Source organism: Pseudomonas sp. SBT1-2, from assembly GCF_028640875.1.
Taxonomy (GTDB): domain Bacteria; phylum Pseudomonadota; class Gammaproteobacteria; order Pseudomonadales; family Pseudomonadaceae; genus Aquipseudomonas; species Aquipseudomonas chlororaphis_I.
This window is the reverse complement of the sequence record NZ_JAQZAA010000047.1, coordinates 1-22,252: the sequence shown is the minus strand read 5'-3', so window position 1 is coordinate 22,252 and position 22,252 is coordinate 1. Positions and strand designations below refer to the sequence as shown.

Below are 22,252 nucleotides of genomic sequence, written 5' to 3'. Positions count from 1 at the left end.
CTTCCAGCTCCTGGCACGCTCCTTGATATCTACCTCGGCACCCAACCGGGCGATCCGTCCCACCGGGCACCTTTATTTTTTAGCAAGGAGAGCATCCATGGCTACACCAGCGTATATGTCCATCACTGGCACCAAACAAGGTCTGATCACCGCCGGTGCCTTCACCGCTGACTCCGTTGGCAACACCTACCAGGAAGGCCACGAAGACCAGGTCATGGTTCAGGGTTTCCAGCACGAAGTGATCATCCCGCGTGACCCGCAGTCCGGCCAGCCAACCGGCCAGCGCGTTCACAAACCAGTGGTCATCACCAAGGTTTTCGACAAGGCTTCGCCACTGCTGCTGGCGGCCCTGACCTCCGGTGAGCGCCTGACCAAGATCGAAATCCAGTGGTACCGCACCTCCGCTGCCGGCACCCAGGAGCACTACTACACCACCACCCTGGAAGACGCGATCATCGTCGACATCAAAGACTACATGCACAACTGCCAGGACCCATCGAACTCGCACTTCACCCACCTGGAAGACGTGCACTTCACCTACCGCAAAATCACCTGGACCCACGAAGTCTCCGGTACTTCCGGTTCCGACGACTGGCGTTCCCCGGTCGCGGGCTAAGTCCGGCCGACCGTTACACCAACATCGGCCAGCTCTGCTGGTCGATGTTGTTTACGCCATAAGGGATTTCTTGCGTTCGTCGGCGCCCGGCCCCGGGGTCGACCCACGCGGCAGTACTGCACGAGGAACAAGGGATGTTCGCGCCGGCCAATCAGACTCACTTCAGCCTGACCATCGAGGGGCTTTCGAACGACCTCCAGGTCCTGTCCTTCACCGGACGGGAAGCCATCAGCCAGCCCTTTGCCTTCGAGGTCGAGCTGGTCAGCGCCCAGGCCACCCTGGACCTGGAAAGCCTGCTGCACAAACCGGCCTTCCTGCAGTTGGCACAGAATGGCACCGGCATCCATGGGCAGATCTACCGCGTCGCCCAGGGCGATTCCGGCAAGCGCCTGACCCGCTATTCGGTGACCGTGCGCCCGCACCTGGCCTACCTCGCGCACCGCATCAACCAACGCATCTTCCAGAACCTCACGGTGCCGAAAATCATCGGCCAGGTCCTCGAAGAACATGGCATCCAAAGCAATGCCTACCAGTTCCAGCTGGGTTCGATCTATCCCGAGCGCAACTACTGCGTGCAGTACGACGAATCGGACCTGCATTTCATCCAGCGCCTGTGCGAGGAAGAAGGTATCCACTACCACTTCCAGCACAGCGCCGACAGCCACAAGATCGTCTTCGGCGATGACCAGACGGTGTTCCCGAAACTGGCGCCCGTGGCCTACCAGCAAGACTCCGGCATGGTCGCCAACGACCCGGTGATCAAGCGCTTCGACCTGCGCCTGGAAGCCCGCACCAGCCGCACCACGCGCCGCGACTACGACTTCGAGAAACCGCGCCTGACCCTGGAGAGCGACGCCAAGAGCGAGTTCAAGCCGGACCTCGAGGACTACGACTACCCCGGCCGCTTCGTCGACCGCGAACGCGGCAAGCACCTGGCCAAGCGCGCCCTGGAACGCCACCGCAGCGACTACCGGCTGGCCGAGGGCAAAAGCGACCAGCCGCTGCTGGTCAGCGGGCATTTCCTGGCCCTGAGCGAGCACCCGAAAGCGCAATGGAACGACCTCTGGCTGCTTACCGAGATCGTCCACGAAGGCAAGCAGCCGCAGGTGCTGGAAGAGTCGGTGACCAGCGACACCACGGCCCTGAAGGACGACTTCCACCAGGGCTACCGCAACCGCTTCCAGGCCACGCCCTGGGACGTGCCCAACCGGCCGCCACTGCTGCATCCCAAGCCGCGCATCCTCGGCAGCCAGAGCGCGGTGGTCACCGGGCCCAAGGGCGAAGAGATCCACTGCGACCAGTACGGCCGGGTCAAGGTGCAGTTCCATTGGGACCGCGAAGGCCAGTCGGACGACAAGACCAGCTGCTGGTTGCGCGTGTCCTCGGCCTGGGCCGGGGCGCAGTACGGCGGCATCGCCATCCCGCGGATCGGCATGGAAGTGCTGGTGACCTTCCTCGAGGGCGACCCCGACCAGCCCTTGATCAGCGGCTGCCTGTACCACAAGGAAAACGTCGTCCCCTATGAGCTGCCGGCGAACAAGACCCGCAGCACCTTCAAGACCCTCAGTTCCCCCGGCGGTGGCGGCTACAACGAGCTGCGCATCGAGGACAAGAAGGGTCAGGAACAGATCTTCCTGCACGCCCAGCGCGACTGGGACGAGAACGTCGAACACGACCAGAAGATCCGCGTCGGCAACGAACGCCACGACACGGTCGAGGCCAACAGCTACAGCGAATTCAAGGCCGAGGAACACCACACCGTCCACGCCGACCGCAAGGTCGAAGCCCGCGCCAGCGACCACCTCACCGTCGGCGCCAACCAGCACATCAAGATCGGCACCGGGCAGTTCATCGAAGCCGGCCAGGAAATCCACCTCAATGCCGGGGTGAAGGTCGTGATGGAAGCCGGCAGCGAGCTGACCCTCAAGGGTGGCGGCAGCTTTATCAAGCTCGACGCCGGCGGCGTGACCATCAACGGCCCGCAGGTCAAGGTCAACTCCGGCGGCGCCCCGGGCAGCGGCTCCGGCGCCGCGCCACTGATGCCCGGCGTGCTGAAGCAGGCCGACGCCGACAAGGCCGGCGCCCTGCTGACCCCGGCGCAAATCAACACCCTCAAACGCAACGCGCCTTTCTGCGAAGAGTGCGAAAAGTGCAAGGACGGTGCCTGTGCCATCTGATCGCCTGACACCCCAAGCCTGGCTCGCCCAGCAGCCGCTGCAAGCCGACGAACACCTGTACCTGGTCATCAGCAACGCCAGCGATGCCAACCCGCTCAAGGACTTCTACCAGACCCAGGGTGCCAGCGGCCTGACCGCCCTCTGGAGCGGCACGCCCTACGCCGACTGGCAGCCGGTAATGCCTTACCTCGTCGAACTCAAACCGACCTCCCCCTTCCTCGACTGGATCGCCACCACCGACGCCGACGACTGGGGCTGGCTCGCCGTCTCCAACTGCGAACCGCCGGTGGTGTTCGAACACCTGCGCAGCCTGACCCAGGTAAAGATGCCGGATGGCGCCGAGGTGTTTTTCAGGTTTTGGGATGGGCGGCATATTTATCCGATTTTGGAAGGGCTCGGTGCCGCCGCCGGGGAAGTGCTACCGGTCTTCAACCGTTACTGGATCAACGGCCAAACCCTGGAAACCGGCATACGCCCGGTGCCGAAGGTCAAGCAATGGCCGTGGTGGGAAGTACCGCAGCCCCTGCTCGATCAGTTGGTCAAGAAAGACCCGACCACCCTGATCGACAACCTGATGCAATGGCTGAGCGAGGCACGCCCAGACCTGTACGACGCTTTCCCGGAGGCCGTGCTGCGCCACAAGGTCGCGCACTTCGTGCGCCGCCCGAATGCCCCGAAAGCCCTTAACGAAGCACTGCTTAACCACCTGACTCTGGAGCAAGGATGATGGGTCGCGTTGCCGATATCGAGAAAGAACTGGACTTGTTCAAGAACAGCCTGACGCTGTACCGCAAGCAGATCGGAGAGTGGTACCTGGCCCCCCTCGATGTGGCTAGCAGAGCAGCTGATAGGCCCTCCTTGCTGGGCATGGAGCGGATTATCAAGGCGGGTAACTCCAGCAAAGCGGTCAGCATAAACGACGATGATTTCTCATTCGTCGCCCGTTGCCCGGCTGGTGGCCCGCTGCTGATCGAGAGCAAATTCGAGTCGGTGTATGACATCCCCATCGGCGATATCAAGGTCGATTTCATTGCTGTCGAGGACGGTACCAAGTCCACGATAACCCTGGATGCAAAAGGTAAAGGCAGCTTTAAGGGAAAAGAGGGCAAGCTCTACAAAATCCATGTGCATGACCAGGTAACCAAAGATCAAATCGATGCCCTGTTCAAGTCCTACGACGGCCTGAGCGCCAACCTTGAAGGCTTCCTGCGCAAGGAATGGGCGGGCTTCAAGCCTCAATGGTCGAATCAGAGCGCTGCGGCCCATGCCATGGCGATTGGCAGCGGCATTCTGGAAGGCGGCTGGGAAGCCATCAAAGGCGTCTGGGACGGCATCACCAAAGCGCTGGATATCCTGCAAAACCCCAAGAAGTTCGCAGCGGACCTGGGAGCCGGTGCCGAAGAGTTGGTCAAGCTGGCCAAGGAAGCACCAGACGTCATGAAAAAGGCCATGTTGCTCGCCAGCGACGAAGCGGCGCTTTACCTGATGGTGCGCTGCGCGTCCATCTGGGTCGCGGGGTTGCCGCCCACCCAGGCCGCCGGCCAAGCGGCAAAAATGACCTCGGCAGCCGTTGTCGGCATCCTGATCGACATCGTCATCGCGATCGTCTTGACCGTGGCCGCCGAGGGCGCAGGGCTGTTTTATCTTGCCGCGCGCCTGGCCAAATACGGCCAGATCATCGTCAAGGCGGTCACCGGTTTCGTGAAGGCCGTGTTCAACATCATCAAGAGCTTCATGGGCTATGTGGGCAAGTACGTCGCAGTAGCCGCTCGCGGCGTAGCCTCCCGGGTGGAAAAAGGCGTGGCGCAGCTGCGTTTCGATGGCAAGAAGAACAGCACGGTCGGGCACTCCGGGCATGCCGACGATGCTTCGCATCAGTCCAGAACCCCCGACAATAAAAGCGCCAACAGTGCGGCTGAAACCTGCACCAATAACTGCCCCGTCTCTATGGTGACGGGTGAAGAACTGCTGACCCTGACCGATGGCCAACTCGATGGCCTGCTGCCCTTTGAATGGACACGCCTGTACCGCACCAGCGCAGTGGAGATCGACAGTCGCCTGGGGTATGGCTGGAGTCATGCACTCTCCCATCGTTTGCAATTGGACGATGAAGGGGTGCTGTGGACCGACAGTGAAAACCGCCAGACCCGCTTCCCGATGCCGACCGAACAACGTCCGGCCATTACCAACAGCCTGGCCAAGGCCGCCATCTATCTGGGCGATGCGCCGGGTGAACTGATCCTGACCCAGGCCGGCGCACAGACGCGTTTCTTCCACTTCCGCGGTGGCCGCTTGACCACCATCAGCGACGCCTACGACAACCAGCTGCATATCAGCTACGACCTGGTCGACCGCGTCCAACGCATCGACAACGGCGCCGGGCGCTCCTTGTTCCTGCGCTATGACGATAGCCTGATCGTCGCTGTGGACTATCAGCAACGTCGCGCCGAATACGACGAACGCGGTGAGCGTCAAGAGCCGTGGGTCACCGTACAGACCCTGGTGACCTACCAGTACAACCGGCAAGGCCAACTCACCAGCGCCACCAATGCCGCAGGCGAAAGCGAGCGCTATCGCTACAACGAACAGCACGTGATCATGGAGCGCCAGCTGGCCGGCGGCGCGAGCTTTTTCTGGGAGTGGGAGAACAGGGGTAAATCATCCCGCTGCATCCATCACTGGGCGAATTTCTCGCAGATGGATGCGCGTTATGTGTGGGATGACGCCGGCAAAGTCACGGTCATCAACGCCGATGGCAGTGAAGAACTCTATGTGCATGACGAAAATGCGCGACTGGTCAGCCAGACCGATCCTGACGGTGCCGAGACACAGAAAGCCTACGACGAAAAAGGCCGCCTGATTGCGGAGAAAGACCCGCTCGGCGCAGTCACCGAATATCGCTACAACGAAGCCGGATCGTTGAGCGCGGTGATTCCGCCAGAAGACGAGCCTACGTCCTACGAGTATTTCCGCGGTTTTGTCAGCGACGTTCACCGGGGCAAGGCCACATGGAAATACCAGCGCAACGACCAGGGCGACATTACCCGCCAAACCGACCCTCACGGCAACGAAACCCACTACCGCTACGACCGCCAGGGTCGCCTGCTGGAAATCACCCACGCCGACGGTAGCCGCCATCAACTGGGCTGGAACGGCCTCGGCCAACTGCTGGAAGAACGCCTGCCCGATGGCGGCCAACGCAAATACCGCTACGACGCCCTCGGCCGGCAAATCACCCGCCAGGACGAAAGCGGCGCCATCACCCACTACCAGTGGGACGCCGCCAACCGCCTGGCACAGATCACCCTGCCCGGCGGTGCGACCCGAGCCTTCAGCTACAACGCTTACGGCAAAGTCACCGCCGAACGCGACGAGCTGGGCCGCATTACCCGCTACGAATACGCCGACAACCTGCACCTGGTCAGCCGCCGCATCAACCCGGACGGCAGCCAGCTGCGTTATCGCTACGACAACGCGCGCCTGCTGCTCACCGATATCGAGAACGAGCGCGGCGAGCAGTACCACCTGGACTACTACCCCAACGGCCTGATCCAGCAGGAAACCGGCTTCGACGGACGCAGCACCGCCTATGCCTACGACCTCAATGGCAAGCTGCTGAAGAAAACCGAATTCGGCGACGACGGTAGCGAGCTGGTTACCGAGTACCAGCGCGATGCCGCTGGCCGCCTGCTGGTAAAAACCCTGGCCGATGGTGAAGAGATCCACTACAGCTACGACGCCCTGGGCCGCCTGGTCAACGTCGACGACGGCCACTGGCCACTGGCGTATGAATACGACCTGCAAGACCGCCTGATCACCGAGCACCAAGGCTGGGGCACCCTGCGCTACGAATACGACAAGCTCGGTCAGCTCAGCCACTGCCGCCTGCCCGATGGCAGCAAACTCGACTACCGCCATGCCCCTGGCGGCCAGCTCAGCAGCATCGACCTCAACGGCTCGCGCCTGACCAGCCACCAGTTCAGCGCCGGCCGCGAACAACAACGCCAGCAGGGCTTGCTGCTCAGCCAGTACCAGTACGACGAACAAGGCCGGCTGCAGGCCCATAGCGTCAGCCAGCAACAGCATGGCCAGCACCGCAACCTCTACCGTCGCGCCTATGCCTACGACGCCAACGGCAACCTCGCCGGCATCGACGACAGCCGCAAGGGCAACCTGCGTTATCACTACGACCCACTGGATCGCCTGATCAACGTACGGGGTGCGACTCCGGAAAGCTTCGCTCACGACCCGGCCGGTAACCTGTTGGGCCAGGGCGACCAACCCGCCGCCAACCTGGTCAACGTCAAAGGCAACCGCCTGCTGATGCAAGGCGACCGTCATTACGACTACGACGCCTTCGGCAACCTCAGCCGCGAACGCCGCGGCGCCGGGCAAAAGCTGGTCACCGAATACCAGTACGACTGCCAGCACCGCCTGATCGGCGTCAGTCTGCCGGGTGGCAGCACCGCGACCTACAAGTACGACGCCTTCGGTCGCCGCATCGGAAAAACCGTTGATGGCCGTACTACCGAGTTCCTGTGGCAGGGAGAACGGCTAATCGCCGAGAGTGGTGAAAACCGCTACCGCACTTACATCTACGAACCCGGCTCCTTCCGCCCCTTGGTCATGCTCGATGATGAAGGTCCAGCGCATGCCATACCGTTCTATTACCAACTCGACCACCTTGGTACGCCACAGGAACTGACGGCTTACAGCGGCGAGATCATGTGGTCGGCCAAGTACCGCGCCTATGGAAATCTGGCGGCGTTGGACGTTTGCGAGATCGACAACCCGCTGCGTTTCCAAGGTCAGTACTTCGATGCCGAAACCGGGCTGCACTACAACCGCCATCGCTACTACAATCCGAGCTCTGGACGGTTTTTGACCCCGGACCCGATCAAGCTGGCGGGTGGGCTGAACAACTACCAGTACGTGCCTAACCCTACGGGGTGGGTGGATCCGTTGGGGTTGGCTAGTGCTCTTGCACAATGCCCCCAGGCCGTTCCAAACGGGACATGGAAATATAATTCAAAGGTTGATTTAGATTGGCGGAGTGCTCCAGGAACCTCCTATCAACAGATGCATAAAGGGTTGGACGAAGCATTCAATAGAACCGGTGTTCCAAAAAATGAATTCACTGTCACAAAGTGGGGCAAAGATCAGTACGGGAAGTCCTTCCCTACAGAATGGCGTGTTCTAGAAGGTAAGAACAAAGGAGCAGAGGTAAACATTGACGATCCTCGCTTAGTTCCTAGCACAGATGGCCCTGCTGGCCCTCATGTTGGTTACCAAACACCCGGCAAACGCGGTGGTGGTGGAGCAGTTAGAGGACATATTATATTAGAATCAGTGCCTGTCTCACGTGCAAGAATTGGAGTTTCCCAATGAACTACTTAGCTAATGAAATCGATGCCGTGCTCAAAGAACAAAAAATCGCCCATAAAAAACTACCTTCAGAGGATCTAGAAAAACTAATCTCAGACATAAAAACAACTTTTTTCATTCAAGCAAAAGAGCTTGACCCGGCAAACATGATAAACCCTCAAAAAGAGCATGACCCTGAGTTCTGGAAAAAAGTTGACCAACTACAATACTTAGAGAGCCCAGTACTAATAGTTCATGACAACCAAACTCACGCATGGGAACTGAAGACTTCAAAGGATTTAAAAACTCTATTTTCCGAGACCACCGGCTTCCCTTTTTGGATAACCGACACAACACTTAACTTCCTGACATACGTAGACGACCACGACTGCGTGCACTTATCTCAACCACACAAAAAGGGTACCAACGCAGTTAAAAGTTAATAAAACTTATCTCTATACACAGACCTTAATTAAAATCATGAACCTCAACAAAGTACTCGAAATTGAACCGGCCTTATACGTTGAGGAAAAATCTGCAATCCCCCCAAGGAGCCAGCATACCTACCCGACGTGAGAAACATATGAAAAAACATTTTACGTCATGGATTCTTACATAGAAGAACATGACCAAGGCGCCTATTAATAATTATAAAATCATCTTCAGAAGAAATATATGGACTTTCCTGTGAGTTCGAAGTCTACACCCAAGATTTCGATAAGGCGGCAGTTAAAAAAGACGAAGAGCTTGACTCGAGCAATATAAAGTTTGACGAAGCAAACTGGATCGCATTTAATCCAAAAATTGGAACTACCCCTGCCGGCTGGGACGATACAACTAGCAAAGGACTGTCTAACTATATCGTAGGCCTATCAACTAGAAAGTGAAGTTAGCATACATAGATTCGAGTAAATATTCGAAAGGCCGCACAGGAAAAGCCAAACATGCTCTATCAACTAGGATTTAGAGCGCCGAGCGCCCTTATATTTTAAATATTACAAGCTAGATAACTCAACTCACCTAAAAACCTCACGAACAACGGTTTAGACAACTACCAAGAAAACTCCTACAGCAATCAAAGAATTCCCCTACAGCCGGTATCGACTTCCATTAACTTGTACCAAAACCCCCGTCTAGATAGCATCTTCTAATCGCTGAAAAATCAGCGATCGGATGTGGAAGTCCGCTCTATAGCTAAAGGCGCTAAAGCGTCCAAAAACACATGTAGGTATTTTCTTATCCCTGCATTATTGTGTTACGGCCGCTGTGCGCGGGGCACCTTCGGGTGCGCCGGGTCCCTTTAGCCCCGGTCTTCCACACCCGCGCACGGCTGCCACCCTCATGTGGAAGTGAGAAGGCAGTTCATCGAATTGCTAAAGGAGTCTCATCATGAATCGATACATGCCCATCACCGGCATCGACAACAATTTTCCATCGCTACTCATTGATACTCAGGCACCTGTGGACGTGCTGCATGACACCGCCGCATACCGCATCCGATGCGTAACCCGGCTACTCGAAACAATTTCTATAACCGAAAACTTCAACAGCGACCCGCTACTGCTACAAGATTTGTCGCGAGTAATCGTCATCCCACTCCGCGATGGTTGCGACCTGATGGATGTCATCGGCCGCAGATTGCAGGATCAGGTTCTGAACGCCTAAATCCGTTCTTTAAAAATCAGCAATGTCCTATCAGCGCAGCGTGACGAACTGCGCTGATACAACGCCTACGGCAAAGTCACCGCCGAACGCGACGAACTGGGCCGCATCACCCGCTACGAATACGCCGACAACCTGCATCTGGTCAGCCGCCGTATCAACCCGGACGGTAGCCAGCTGCGTTATCGCTACGACAACGCGCGCCTGCTGCTCACTGACATCGAGAACGAACGCGGCGAGCAGTACCACCTGGACTACTACCCCAACGGCCTGATCCAGCAGGAAACCGGCTTCGACGGGCGCAGCACCGCCTACGCCTACGACCTCAATGGCAAGCTGCTGAAGAAAACCGAGTTCGGCGACGACGGCAGCGAACTGGTCACCGAATACCAGCGCGATGCCGCTGGCCGCCTGCTGGTAAAAACGTTGGCCGATGGCGAAGAGATTCACTACAGCTACGATGCCCTTGGGCGCCTGGTCAACGTCGACGACGGCCACTGGCCGCTGGCCTACGAATACGACCTGCAAGACCGCCTGATTACCGAACACCAGGGCTGGGGCACCCTGCGTTACGAGTACGACAAGCTCGGCCAGCTCAGCCACTGCCGCCTGCCCGACTGCAGCAAGCTCGACTACCGCCATGCCCCTGGCGGCCAACTCAGCAGCATCGACCTCAACGGCTCGCGCCTGACCAGCCACCAGTTCAGCGCCGGTCGCGAACAGCAGCGCCAGCAGGGCCTGCTGCTCAGCCAGTACCAGTACGACGAACAAGGCCGCCTGCAGGCCCACAGCGTCAGCCAGCAACAGCATGGCCAGCACCACAACCTCTACCGCCGCGCCTATGCCTACGACGCCAACGGCAACCTCGCTGGCATCGACGACAGCCGCAAGGGCAACCTGCGTTATCACTACGACCCGCTCGATCGCTTGATCAACGTGCGTGGTGCGACACCAGAGAGCTTCGCCCATGACCCCGCCGGTAACCTGCTGGGTCAAGGCGATCAGCCCGCCGGCAACCTGGCCAACGTCAAAGGTAACCGCCTGCTGATGCAAGGCGACCGTCACTACGACTACGACGCCTTCGGCAACCTCAGCCGCGAACGCCGTGGGGCGGGTCAGAAGCTGGTCACTGAATATCAGTACGACTGCCAACATCGGCTGATCGGCGTGAGCTTGCCGGGTGGTAGCACCGCAACCTACAAGTACGACGCCTTTGGCCGCCGTATCGCCAAAACCGTCGATGGCCGTACCACGGAATTCCTATGGCAAGGCGAACGGCTGATCGCCGAAAGCGCTGAAAACCGCTACCGCACTTACCTCTACGAACCTGGCACCTTCCGCCCGCTGGCCATGCTCGATGGCGAAGGCCCGGCCCAGGCCACGCCGTTTTACTACCAGCTCGATCATCTCGGCACGCCGCAAGAGCTCACTGCCTATAGCGGCGAGATCATGTGGTCCGCGAAATACCGGGCTTACGGCAATCTGGCTGCGCTGGACGTTTCAGAAATCGACAACCCGCTGCGCTTCCAGGGGCAGTACTTCGATGCGGAAACCGGGCTGCACTACAACCGTTATCGCTACTACAATCCGAGCTCTGGACGGTTTTTGACGCCGGACCCGATCAAGCTTGCGGGGGGGCTGAATAACTACCAGTACGTGCCTAACCCTACGGGGTGGGTGGATCCGTTGGGGCTGGCCACTACTCCTACAAACTGCCCAAAACGGGTCGACACCAGCGACTATGGGGCTCGTAAAAACCTACGATCTGACATATATAACGCACAAAGACCTGAAGGTCGGCATGCAACAAAACATACAAACGCCCAGTCAGCTGAAGAAGCTAGGTCTATGAGCCTAGGTCAAGGAACTCGTGACAAAAAACCTGAGGCCTCATATTTTCCAGACATAGCAAACAATGTTAGTGGTTTCGAAAAACAGGCAGCTTACTCAGCAATAAGGAATGGAGATGTATTTGATCATGGGGGCTCACGCTATCTATTCTACAGATCAGACACTCCAGTGGGTTATAGCAATGGCTCACTAACACACTGGGTACGAATTGAATTGACAAAAGCAGGAAGACCAGTAATCCATAGTTTCCCTGCGTCTCTAGAACAAGTACAGAAGTATATGGGGCCAGTAAAATGAGAGAAAAATTAGAATATAACCTTCAAGCAATTCGAGTACCAAGTGGATGGACCATAACTATAAATAACCTTTTCGAAGTCGAGTTAACAGAGAACACATCTGACTGGTACAGTAGCTCAGTACTAATTGGCGGCGTACGAAGAAGTACAGGTCATTGTTTCGATGCAAGACTAGAACCAGAAGGAGACCCATCCGGAGAGTTCGTAGTTGACTTCCTCACCATAAAATATGACAACCATGGGAAGCCTATAAAAAAATCTGAAGATTATATAGGTGAATTCAGAACAAAAAATAAAGCGGAGCTAATAACCAAAATCGAGAGCTACATGTTAGAGACATGAACTAGCAGCTAAAAATCTCTCCCAATTCGGACTCTTATAAACTTAGGCCTATCCTGCACGCAATATTTTCGCCACTAGTAGGTAGGGTGTTTTTTATCTTTTGCGAACTTTAGTAGTGGCTCTCGTATTAGCGAAGCTTCAAAAGCCTAAAAGCAAATTGAAAACGAGTTGAGACAGCGCCTAGAGCTCTCCGGATTTAGAAATTAGCGATTTACCTTCCGTATACTTACACAGAAGGAAATTGAAAAGTTCCAAGCGAAAGCCGACTCTCAAATTTTTTATTAAACCAGGAAAGTAGCATGAGCACCGAAGCCTATAGAGCGTTTGCAGATATCGGTTTAACCCCAATCGGTTCATTGGAAAATACGGCCACTGTTCTCGGAGATATTCTTGGCATTACCTTCAAGGAAGATAATGAAGGCACGTATGACGAATACCCTACCTTTCTAGCAAGTACGCAAACCCTTAAATATGCACTTCTAGGAATTCCACTCCCCGAAGATGACTTGCGCGAAGAACCATCTAACGAGTTCAATTTGCTAGTTAGCTCTATAGACGATGACTCAGAACTTCCAGAAATTGACATATCAGAAAAACTAATCAGTCAACTGATGAAAAGTGGCGTCGTACAATGCTGGAGACTTAATTAAAATCACAAGCCCCCAAAACTGAAACACTCATACAACAAAAACAGGTATTATCGGGGAGCAGCAAAAACAAGCACCCCACCTCTGTCAATTACAGCAAAGCTGCAACCAAAAAAATTAACCATTTAATAAAAAATTACAAACCAAAAACATAGAAGTATTTTCAAGCTTCTGCAGAGATTTTTCCTACAGAACACGTCGACTTCTTCCAACTTGTAGCCCCTCCTCCACCCAGATAGCATCTCCATGTCGCTGCAAAATCAGTGACCGGTTTTGACAGACCGAATATGATCAAGGGCATGTAGATGCCGCTATGTAAACAGCTGGCATTTTTTGTGCTTGCCGTTCCTTTATATGGCGGCTGTGCGTGGGACACCTTTGGGTGCGCCGGGCTTGCAGTACAAGTGCTTTAGAAAGACTTGCTGGAAAGAAAGGGCCAAGGATTTTGAATGAGGTGTTTTATGTACGACTATCAGTCACTGATACACAAAATAGACTCTTCGGACGAAGAAACATTCTGGTTTGGCGCGGCAAGCAAAGACCAAATAAAAAAACTGGAAACCCTGTTACAGCTTAGTTTCCCCAATGATTTCTCTGCATTTCTAGAAGTTTGTGGCGGCGGTGGCGTAGTCGAATCAGAAATATGTGGAATTGAGAAGAACGACGCAACCCTAGCCAGAGGGGGCACTGTAAATTACAGCACTAACTACTGCAGAACTGATTATGACCTGCCTATGGAATTAGCCGTCATCTTCCTAAAAGATGATGAAATTTGCTGGGCAATCGACTGCTCCCTTCAAGGCAAAGGAAAAGTTGTCAGCTATAACATTTTTAGCAAGAAGACCGAACAGGTTTTAGCCGAAAATTTCTATGACTTTTTTAGAGTCTACATAGAAATTAGAGTATAAAAATACATCCCCCTACTAGAAACCAAAACAAAAAACTCATAACATTTAAGTAATCCTTGAAAAAACACTCGCTAGAATCCCCTTACACTCTTCAAAGAATTTCCCCACAGCCAATATCAGCTTCTACTAACTTGTGCCAAAGCATCAGTTATGTAAGTTACTCCATCTACCAATTCAGCAAGGTGACAATACGTGGACCACAGAGAAATCACTTTAGAGGAAAATGGGTCACTGCATTCAGTAGAGATCGCATATGACATGGAAAATCCATCTATACAAATAAACCTAAAAAACTCAGAGCATGTATTTTACGGAGACAACCTATTCTTTTGCTTTGCTAAGCTGAGGCAAAGTTTTCCAAAAACAACTTTCTTTTGCAAAGGGGCCAAGAAAAACGTTTATCCATCCAGAGCATCATCGCAAATGTCGTCAGGGCTAATGGCTTATGAACTACAGATGGGAAAGCAAGCTCTTAGAGAAAATATTGTAAATATTTTTGACCATGAGGATAAAGACCTTACCAACGACCCCAACATACAGTTAGATTTTTTTAAATCTTGGATAGCATCATTAAAATAAAAAAATCACATCAGAGAAGCCACTATCCTACCGAGAAAATAGAGATGATCACCGATACTCAAGCACGTTCATCACTAAAGAAACTTATAATTAAGTATTCACCGCACGGTAACCTAGAGGCCAAGATCCTTTTAGACCTAGTTGATGACACTTCGCGTCAGATACCTATAAGAGGAGCCCTGGAGCATATAAAAGGACAAAAATCCGCATACTACACACAGCAAGAGATCGATTTAATCAACGAGCTTCTTTATCTATATAGTTGACTTTAAATCCAAAGAAAACAAAAGCTATGTCAGAGCGTTCAACAAAACCCATACAGCAACAAAAAAACCTTTTATAACCAAAAGCCTGGGACAATTCATGTATATCAACAAGATTACCGAGGCTGAATCCGCCTCATACATTGGAGGCAAACCAGCCATCCCCCAAGGGATAAGCATCCCCAAGAGCCCAAACGGCAGCTTGATGAGCTTTTACTTCACTCTGCAATTTCCAGAGGCTCACTCACTACATGGCCACACACTAAGTATTTTTGCCGCGACTGACGACTTCAACGAAGACCATACGATTCCTGAAATGCTCAAGCCCCCACTATTCGGGGCAACAATTCCTGACAGCTTCTTAAGGGACTACCAAAAATATTTTGCAGCCCTTCTTTTCAGGAATGAAGAAAAGACCTATGCGAGTGACTATCCGACACGGATCGCAATGACTCCTTTAGCGTTTAGCCATAGTAAAGGCAGTGATGTGTTCGGTTGGGCTGGTGATAAGCCCAAGTGGCTCATGGGTGATGAGACACCAGCCCAGTACAAGGGAATGGCCTTGGACTTTTTATTTCAAGTACACGGAGAACAGTCATTTCCGATTATTGACACCGCCCCTGCACAGCAAGAGATGGATATCTTTGGCAAAAGCAAGCCCCGAATAAAAAGAAACTATACGTTATTCAACCAGAACGAAATTTATTTCTTTGCAAGTAGAACAGAAGATGTTGATGATCGAGTCTACATCATCACTCAATGCGACTGATATAAAACTCAACCAGTAGTACAGGCCAATGAATACACTGACGCTCAGTCAAAGAAGCATTATCCACAACTGTTTGCTCGACCTTAAAGACTCTTCCTCCCTGAACAATTCAAGCTTTCTACCGATAGCCTTGGACAAGCTCATAGCCTCAGAAGGTTTCGGTATAGAAATGTCTGGAGTCTTTATCAGCACTGATGAAGACCTTGAAAACATCCCCGAATACCTGAAAGAAGGAATAGCATTCGAGTTCATGGGCGAACATGTAGTGCTTTCATTTTCTGACGGAGTCTCCGCCATCAGCAACTGGTGCGACAATAACGCCATGTCAGACCGTGAAAGCATTTTGCTAAAATGCAAAATATTGAAAGCAAAATTTTCAACGGAAGATTAATCAGTAGCCAACATCAAACTCGCAGCGATGACAGGGATGCTGAGACTGACGGGAACGCTACCCTAGCTGCCTCTGCACACTGCTCATGCTTCACCCGCTGCCCATGCTCGACGGGAATCCCGCTCACAAGTCAGCCGTCTTTCACTACGAAAAAACTGTCGAACCTACTGCTCTCCCCGCCCCTCATTTGTTTATTCCCGCTGTCATCCGTCTAATCCCTATCCCATCCACCGCTGCACAACGAAGATCCCATGACTCGATACATGCTTTACCCGCTGTTCCTGCTTTCCATTCTGTTGACTGGCTGCGCCACCAAGCTCGACGTGGCGCTCAATGGCACGCCGGATCCGGACTATCCATTTGATCGGCAGGCGCCGGTGTTGGTGACGGTTACGACGGGGAATGATGAGAGTTCGCTGAATGCCCGGTATTACCTGCGCGACATGGTCAATGCCATGAAGGACCAAGGGTTCCGGGAGGTGTTCACCGAGGCGACGCTGCCGAAGAAACATGCGCCGATCAAGATGACGGTGACGCTGGATATCGAGAGCAAGCGGGTGACTTATCGCTATACCGCCACTGAGTATGGGCAGGTCCCGACCAGCACCTCCACGGTGTGCAAGGATGGCAAGAAAAAGGACAAGCTGGTCTGCACCAGTACGCCCAACACCAGTTATGGCCCGGTGGGCACTTCGGAGCGGACCGGCTACGCCAGGCTGACCACCTTTACCGTGACGGCCAGGGACGAGGCCAGCAGGCGTGCGGTCTATCTGCTACGGGTGTCGTCGCAGAACGACGATTGCCAGGACGCCAAGGTCGAGGCCTTTGTCGTTGAGCAGGGTTTGCAGAACCTGGATTTCCGCGACCGTGTACAGCGCAATTACACGGTGACCATGCCGGATGGTTACAGCTGCAAATAAGCCGTCTGCTCGCGATGCGGACGCCGTGGTGGGTCAGGGCGGACGCTATCGCGGGCAAGCCTCGCTCCTACGGAAGCACAGGTTATCCGGTTAGAAGTCGTAGCGGCCGGTCACGCCAAGGGTTCGTGGCGTGCCCAACAGTCCCTCATAGCCGCCATTCCCCCCCGACCACAGCGTGGTGTAGTAGGTCTTGTCGAAGGCGTTTTTCAGCCATAGCGATACGTCCCACTGCCCTTGCTCATAGTTGCCACGTAGCCCGGTGGAGAGGTTGACCACGGCGTAGCTGGGGATCTGGCCGTAGTCGGAATCCTCGACGGTGCCGACCGCCTTGGAGCGGAAGGCGTAGCTGCCGGTGACGTAGGGTTCCAGGCCGTTGTCCAGGTTCCATTTGTATTCGCCGTTGGCGTTGCCGATCCATTTCGAGGCGCCGACCACCTGGTGCCCGCTGAGGTCGCAGGAGGCCGGAGCGCCCGGGCGCAGGCTGACTTCGGGCGGGCATGGCGCGTCCTTGTAGGACAGGTAGCGCACGTCGTTGTAGGAGCCGTTGAGGTTGAGGGTCAGGCCACGGATGGGGACCAGCGTGCTTTCGAATTCCACGCCCCGCGAGCGCACCGAGCCGGCGTTGGTCAGGTATTGCACACGGTTGTTGGCGTCGTAGGCGTTGGTCTGGTAGCCGTTGACCTGGGTCCAGAACAGGTTGGCGTTGAGTTGCAGGCGCTTGTCCCACAGGGTGCTCTTGAAGCCCAGTTCGGCGTTGTTGGCGCGCTCGGTGCCGATCAGCAGCGAGTCGGCGCCCGCGGTGGGCGCCGAGCCGACCGCGAGGTTGACCCCGCCGGACTTCTCGCCGTGGGACAGGGTGGCGTAGCCCAGCAAATCATCGCTGAAGCGGTAGCTGAGGTTGAGCAGGCCCGAGGGGCTGGTGCTGTATTGGTTGAGGTCGCCGGAGTCGTAGGCCCCGGCCCGCCCGCGCCGCGCGGTGGCCGCGGCACCGCTCACCGTGGCGCCTCCCACTGGCGCGTTACGGGTCACCCAGGCGCTTTTTTCTTCATAGGTGCCGCGCAGGCCGGCGGTGAGGTCCAGGCGTTCGGTGAGGTGCCAGGTGCCCTGGGCGAACAGCGCGAAGCTGTCGGTGCGGATATGCCCGTTGCCGATGCTGGTGACGTTGTTCAGGGCGCCGGTGGGCGTGCCGTTCCAGATGTCCGCCTTGGGTCCGTAATAGACGAAGGATTTGTTATCCAGGTCGGAGCCGAAGTAATAGGCACCGAGCACATAGTCGAAGAAGCCGCCGGTCGGCGAGGCCAGGCGGAACTCCTGGGACCACTGTTTATCCTCCACCGAAACCCCAGCGTTATAGCTGGCCGGCACATTGAGGCCGTCGTCGTTGCTCGGGGTGAAATCCCACCAGCGGTAGGAGCTGACCGAGGTCAGGGTGAAGTCGCTGGGCAAGGTCCAGTTGGCCTCCAGCGAGGTGCCACCCTGGAACACCGTGACATGCTGGTCGTTGTCCAGGTTGACCTTGCGGTGTGTGCCGTCGACCAGGGTGGCGCCGGCCGCGGTGGCCCGCGACTGGTACTGGTTGACGCCATTGATGGTCGGCCCGGTGCTGTACAGCACCCGGGTGCCGGCGCTGGAATCCTCTTCGTTGTAGTCGCCGATCCAGCGCAGGTTGAAGTTCTCGTTGGGCTTGAACAGCAACTGGCCACGGAAGCCCTGGCGCGAGCCGCCGTTGAGGTCATGGCCGTCGTGTTCGTTCTTGATATCGCCGTCGCTGCGGGTGCGATAGGCCGAAAAACGCCCGGCCAGCTCGTCGTTCAGCGGCCCGGAAATGGTGCCCTTGGTCTGGAAGTAGCCGTCCTCGCCCACCGAGGTCTCAATGCTGCGCTCGGGGGTGAAGCTCGGTGCGCGGGTGCTGATGTTGATCACCCCGGCGGTGGTGTTCTTGCCGAACAGCGTGCCCTGGGGACCGCGCAGCACTTCCAGCTGCTCGATGTCCATCAGGTCGAACACCGCCATGCCCGGCCGCCCCAGGTAGACGTTGTCGATGTACAGCCCGACGCTGCCTTCCAGGCCATCGCTGGCCGGGTTGTTGCCCAGGCCGCGGATCGACACGCTGGACTGGCGCGCGTGCATGTAGGCGACGTTGACGCTCGGCACCAGCTGCTGCAGATCCTGGATGCGATAGACCCGCTGGCTCTCCAGGGCCTGGCCACCGATCACGCTCATCGGCGTCGGTACGTCCTGGGCGCTCTCCTCGCGACGCCGCGCGGTCACGGTCACGGTTTCCAGCTGGCCGCTGGCGGCGGGCCGGGCGGCATCGGTCTTGGCCGGGGCCTCGGCGGGCGTTTCGGCGTCGGCGGCATAGCCGTGGGACCAGCCGGCGCTACCGGCCAGCAGCAGGGCCAGCGGCAGGCGCTTGAGCCGTCGGGGCGAAGTGGGGGAGACAAGGTTCAACGGGCTCATGGGCGGCTCCTGGGCAAAAAAACAAACTGATCCGTATATTCTTTTAAGTTATTTATTTATGTTTTTAATAAGATTTACGGAATAAGAGATTGCCTTTATAAAGAGTCGACCTAATGCATAGCCAATGCATTTCCCCGATATTTTCAATGTGAAAAATGCATATCGATCTGCGCCAGCTCCGTCACTTCATCGCCCTCGCCGAACAGCGCAGCTTTGTCGCGGCCGCCTTGGCGGTGAACCTGTCGCAATCGGCCTTCAGCCGCAGCATCCAGGCCCTGGAGCACAGCGTCGGCTGCCAGCTGGTGGATCGCGGGCGCAAGGACCTGGCACCGACCAAACAGGGGCTGGTGCTGCTCGAACATGCGCGGCGGCTGGTCAGCGGCGCGCAGCAACTGGCCAATGAGATCAGCCAGTTCAACGGCCTGGAGGCCGGCGAGCTGCGCTTCGGTTGCGGGCCGGCGCCGGCGGCGGGCTTGATTCCGCGGGCCATCGGCAGTTTTATCGGGCGTTACCCCAAGGCCCGGGTGCAATTCCAGGTGGATGACTGGCAAACCCTGGGCAAACGCCTGCTCAGCGAAGAGTTCGAATTTTTCGTCGCCGATACCCGGCAGTTTGAAGCCAACCCGGATTACCTGACCCAGCGCCTGCGCCCACGCAAATGGCATTTCTGCTGCCGCGCCGGGCATCCACTGGCCGAGCAGGAAAGCGTCACCGCCGCCGAGCTGATGAGTTACCCGCTGGCCGCGACCATCCGCCCGCCGAACCTGCGCAAGGTGGTGGTCGATCTCAGCGGCCGGCCGGATTTCGTCCCGAATGTGGAATGCGAGAACAGCTACAGCCTGCTCGGCGTGGTGATGCGCTCGGATGCGATCGGCATCATCGGCGCCTACAGCGATGCCCTGCACAACGCCCGGGGCGAGCTGGTGTGCCTGAAGATCCAAGGCCTGGCCGACGACCTGGAGGAGCTGTACACCCGCTACGGCATCGTCAGCCGCGCCGGGTATCGGCTGTCGCCGCTGGCCGAGGCGATGATCGAGGAGATCAAGCGCACCGATGCGCTGGATGAGGATGTGTGTTCCCTGGAGAACTTCGCAGTCTGAAACACCAAACCTGTAGCCGCTGCCGCAGGCTGCGATAAGGCCGCAGGCCTTCAGCGATATTGAAATCGCCGCGCCCCTTCGGTGCGATCGCAGCCTTCGGCAGCGGCTACAGGGATCGCCTTCGCCCATGCAGGTCGTGCATGAAAACCATGCGCCAAATGCGCTTGTCGTAACGCCCCGCGACAGCGAAAACCCTCACCTGTCTTTCGATCGGTGAAGCCCATGTCCAACCCCGTCCAACCCGTGCGCAACGTGCTGTACATCATGTGCGACCAGCTGCGTCGCGATTACCTGTCGTGCTACGGCCACCCCCATCTGCACACGCCGAACATCGACCGCCTGGCCGCCGCCGGCGTGCGCTTCAGCCGCGCCTACACCCAGGGCACCATCTGCGGGCCGTCGCGGATGTCGGCCTACACCGGGCGTTATGTCAGCAGCCACCAGGTGGCGTGGAACGCCGTGCCGCTGCCCCTGGAAGAGCTGACCATCGGCGACTACCTGAGCCCCCACGGCATCCGCACCGCGCTGGTGGGCAAGACCCACGCCACGCCCAACCTCGATGCCCTGCAGCGCCTGGCGATCGACCCCGAGAGCCAGCAGGCCGAGGCCCTCAACGAGGTCGGTTTCGAACCTTACCTGCGCCACGACGGGATCTTCCCCGACAGCCCGCTGTTCGACGACAAACGCGAGTCGGCGCCCTACACCCATTACCTGCGCGAACAGGGTTACCAGGGGCGCAACCCCTGGCACGACTGGGCCAACGCCGCCGAAGGTGAACAGGGTGAAATCCTCAGCGGCTGGAAAATGCGCAATGCCCACTTGCCGGCCCGCGTCCCCGAGCAGCATTCGGAAACCGTCTACACCACCGACCGCGCCCTCGACTTCATCCAGGAGCAGGGCGAGCAGCCCTGGTGCCTGCACCTGTCCTATATCAAGCCGCACTGGCCCTACATCGCGCCGGCGCCCTACCACGCGCTGTACAGCGCCGAGCAGGTTATCGCCCCGGTGCGCGCCGCCGCCGACGAGGCCAGCGACCACCCGGTGTATGCCGCCTTTCGCCAGCATCAGGAGAGCCAGAATTTCTCTCGCGATGAGGTGCGCCTGAACGTGGTGCCGACCTACATGGGCCTGATCAAGCAGGTGGACGATCAGCTCGGCCGCTTGTTCGATTTCCTGCAAAGCAGCGGGCGCTGGGACGATACCCTGATCGTGTTCACCAGCGACCACGGCGATTTTCTCGGCGATCACTGGCTGGGGGAAAAGGAGTTTTTATTGGAACCGGCAGTGGGTGTGCCATTGATCGTGCGTGACCCACGGGCGGCGGCGGATATCAGCCGCGGCACGCAGGACGAGCGCCTGGTGGAAACCATCGACGCCCTGCCGACCTTCCTCGACGCCCTGGGGCTGCCCGGCGCCGAACATCGGCTGGAAGGCCGCTCGCTGATCCCGCTGCTGCACGGCACGGCGGGCGACTGGCGCCGCTACGCCATCAGCGAATACGACTATGCGTTCCAGGCCCCGGCCCGCGAGCGCCTGGCCCAGCCCATCGACCGCTGCCGCATGACCATGGTGCGCAGCGAGCGCTGGAAATACCTGGCCTACGACGGCTTCCGCCCGCAGCTGTTCGACCTGTACAACGATCCCCAGGAACTCCACGATCTCGGCGCCGACCCGGCCTATGCGGCGGTGCGCGAGGAGCATCTGGGCTATCTGTTCGACTGGCTGCGCGGGCTGAAGCGACGGACCACCATCAGCCACCAAGAAATCGACCTGCGTGGACAACGGTTTCGGTATGGCGAGCCGGAAGCGGAAAAGGTGGTGCAGATCGGGGTGTGGTGAGAGCGCCGCTGCGCGGCTGATCGCGAGCAAGCTCGCTCCTACAGGGACCGTACACAACCTGTAGGAGC

The 22,252-nt window shown here is 56.9% G+C and carries 15 protein-coding genes and 1 pseudogene; 15 read left to right on the top strand and 1 reads right to left on the bottom strand.

Annotated elements, in window-relative coordinates; translation table 11 throughout:
- Positions 1–97: 97 nt before the first annotated feature.
- From PVZ78_RS05180 to PVZ78_RS05120, 13 genes and pseudogenes are all read left to right on the top strand, one after another.
- Positions 98–616: an Hcp family type VI secretion system effector gene (locus tag PVZ78_RS05180; protein WP_007925756.1), complete on the top strand. Its 519-nt coding sequence runs from the start codon at positions 98–100 to the stop codon at positions 614–616.
- A gap of 134 nt (positions 617–750) precedes the next feature.
- Positions 751–2,793 (top strand): type VI secretion system Vgr family protein, encoded by a 2,043-nt coding sequence (gene tssI / locus PVZ78_RS05175; RefSeq protein WP_009046414.1) that lies wholly within the window; start codon positions 751–753, stop codon positions 2,791–2,793.
- Positions 2,783–3,520: a DUF4123 domain-containing protein gene (locus tag PVZ78_RS05170; protein WP_009046413.1), complete on the top strand. Its 738-nt coding sequence runs from the start codon at positions 2,783–2,785 to the stop codon at positions 3,518–3,520. Before tssI ends, PVZ78_RS05170 begins: the two co-directional genes overlap by 11 nt.
- Positions 3,520–8,181: a polymorphic toxin type 47 domain-containing protein gene (locus PVZ78_RS05165; RefSeq protein WP_087945439.1), complete on the top strand. Its 4,662-nt coding sequence runs from the start codon at positions 3,520–3,522 to the stop codon at positions 8,179–8,181. The genes PVZ78_RS05170 and PVZ78_RS05165 overlap by 1 nt, the downstream gene beginning before the upstream one ends.
- Positions 8,178–8,600 (top strand): hypothetical protein, encoded by a 423-nt coding sequence (locus PVZ78_RS05160; RefSeq protein ID WP_050999721.1) that lies wholly within the window; start codon positions 8,178–8,180, stop codon positions 8,598–8,600. Before PVZ78_RS05165 ends, PVZ78_RS05160 begins: the two co-directional genes overlap by 4 nt.
- Before the next feature lie 946 nt (positions 8,601–9,546).
- Positions 9,547–9,822, top strand: coding sequence for a hypothetical protein (locus tag PVZ78_RS05155; protein WP_009046411.1), 276 nt, complete (start codon positions 9,547–9,549; stop codon positions 9,820–9,822).
- 57 nt (positions 9,823–9,879) lie between these two features.
- Positions 9,880–11,541 (top strand): annotated as a pseudogene (locus PVZ78_RS05150) (RHS repeat-associated core domain-containing protein); the annotation flags it as partial.
- A gap of 1,066 nt (positions 11,542–12,607) precedes the next feature.
- Positions 12,608–12,958 (top strand): hypothetical protein, encoded by a 351-nt coding sequence (locus PVZ78_RS05145; protein WP_009046408.1) that lies wholly within the window; start codon positions 12,608–12,610, stop codon positions 12,956–12,958.
- Positions 12,959–13,416: 458 nt separating this feature from the next.
- Complete coding sequence (locus tag PVZ78_RS05140; protein ID WP_038630346.1) at positions 13,417–13,863, top strand: SMI1/KNR4 family protein; 447 nt, start codon at positions 13,417–13,419, stop codon at positions 13,861–13,863.
- Positions 13,864–14,055: 192 nt separating this feature from the next.
- On the top strand, positions 14,056–14,442 hold the full coding sequence (locus PVZ78_RS05135; RefSeq protein WP_080710457.1) for a hypothetical protein: 387 nt from the start codon (positions 14,056–14,058) through the stop codon (positions 14,440–14,442).
- A 363-nt stretch (positions 14,443–14,805) separates the two neighbouring features.
- Positions 14,806–15,474 (top strand): hypothetical protein, encoded by a 669-nt coding sequence (locus PVZ78_RS05130; protein WP_038630345.1) that lies wholly within the window; start codon positions 14,806–14,808, stop codon positions 15,472–15,474.
- 28 nt (positions 15,475–15,502) lie between these two features.
- Positions 15,503–15,865: a hypothetical protein gene (locus tag PVZ78_RS05125; protein ID WP_039967585.1), complete on the top strand. Its 363-nt coding sequence runs from the start codon at positions 15,503–15,505 to the stop codon at positions 15,863–15,865.
- Positions 15,866–16,116: 251 nt separating this feature from the next.
- Positions 16,117–16,785 (top strand): hypothetical protein, encoded by a 669-nt coding sequence (locus PVZ78_RS05120; protein ID WP_028683875.1) that lies wholly within the window; start codon positions 16,117–16,119, stop codon positions 16,783–16,785.
- Positions 16,786–16,875: 90 nt separating this feature from the next.
- On the opposite strand, the gene PVZ78_RS05115 is transcribed toward PVZ78_RS05120, so the two are convergent.
- Positions 16,876–19,245, bottom strand: a complete 2,370-nt coding sequence (locus PVZ78_RS05115; RefSeq protein ID WP_273828316.1) for a TonB-dependent receptor — start codon at positions 19,243–19,245, stop codon at positions 16,876–16,878.
- A gap of 155 nt (positions 19,246–19,400) precedes the next feature.
- Here PVZ78_RS05115 and PVZ78_RS05110 point away from each other — a divergent pair, with 155 nt between their 5' ends.
- A complete protein-coding gene (locus tag PVZ78_RS05110; protein ID WP_273828315.1) occupies positions 19,401–20,345 on the top strand; it encodes a LysR family transcriptional regulator in 945 nt (314 codons plus the stop codon).
- Positions 20,346–20,567: 222 nt separating this feature from the next.
- Positions 20,568–22,184, top strand: coding sequence for an alkaline phosphatase family protein (locus PVZ78_RS05105; protein WP_273828314.1), 1,617 nt, complete (start codon positions 20,568–20,570; stop codon positions 22,182–22,184).
- Positions 22,185–22,252 lie beyond the last annotated feature (68 nt).

Excerpts from the sequence above, each read along its gene's own strand:
- PVZ78_RS05180 (WP_007925756.1), top strand. The coding sequence starts at position 98 with ATGGCTACACCAGCGTATATGTCCATCACTGGCACCAAACAAGGTCTG.
- tssI (WP_009046414.1), top strand. The coding sequence starts at position 751 with ATGTTCGCGCCGGCCAATCAGACTCACTTCAGCCTGACCATCGAGGGG.
- PVZ78_RS05165 (WP_087945439.1), top strand. The coding sequence starts at position 3,520 with ATGGGTCGCGTTGCCGATATCGAGAAAGAACTGGACTTGTTCAAGAAC.
- PVZ78_RS05160 (WP_050999721.1), top strand. The coding sequence starts at position 8,178 with ATGAACTACTTAGCTAATGAAATCGATGCCGTGCTCAAAGAACAAAAA.
- PVZ78_RS05155 (WP_009046411.1), top strand. The coding sequence starts at position 9,547 with ATGAATCGATACATGCCCATCACCGGCATCGACAACAATTTTCCATCG.
- PVZ78_RS05145 (WP_009046408.1), top strand. The coding sequence starts at position 12,608 with ATGAGCACCGAAGCCTATAGAGCGTTTGCAGATATCGGTTTAACCCCA.
- PVZ78_RS05140 (WP_038630346.1), top strand. The coding sequence starts at position 13,417 with ATGTACGACTATCAGTCACTGATACACAAAATAGACTCTTCGGACGAA.
- PVZ78_RS05130 (WP_038630345.1), top strand. The coding sequence starts at position 14,806 with ATGTATATCAACAAGATTACCGAGGCTGAATCCGCCTCATACATTGGA.
- PVZ78_RS05125 (WP_039967585.1), top strand. The coding sequence starts at position 15,503 with ATGAATACACTGACGCTCAGTCAAAGAAGCATTATCCACAACTGTTTG.
- PVZ78_RS05120 (WP_028683875.1), top strand. The coding sequence starts at position 16,117 with ATGACTCGATACATGCTTTACCCGCTGTTCCTGCTTTCCATTCTGTTG.
- PVZ78_RS05115 (WP_273828316.1), bottom strand. The coding sequence starts at position 19,245 with ATGAGCCCGTTGAACCTTGTCTCCCCCACTTCGCCCCGACGGCTCAAG.
- PVZ78_RS05110 (WP_273828315.1), top strand. The coding sequence starts at position 19,401 with ATGCATATCGATCTGCGCCAGCTCCGTCACTTCATCGCCCTCGCCGAA.
- PVZ78_RS05105 (WP_273828314.1), top strand. The coding sequence starts at position 20,568 with ATGTCCAACCCCGTCCAACCCGTGCGCAACGTGCTGTACATCATGTGC.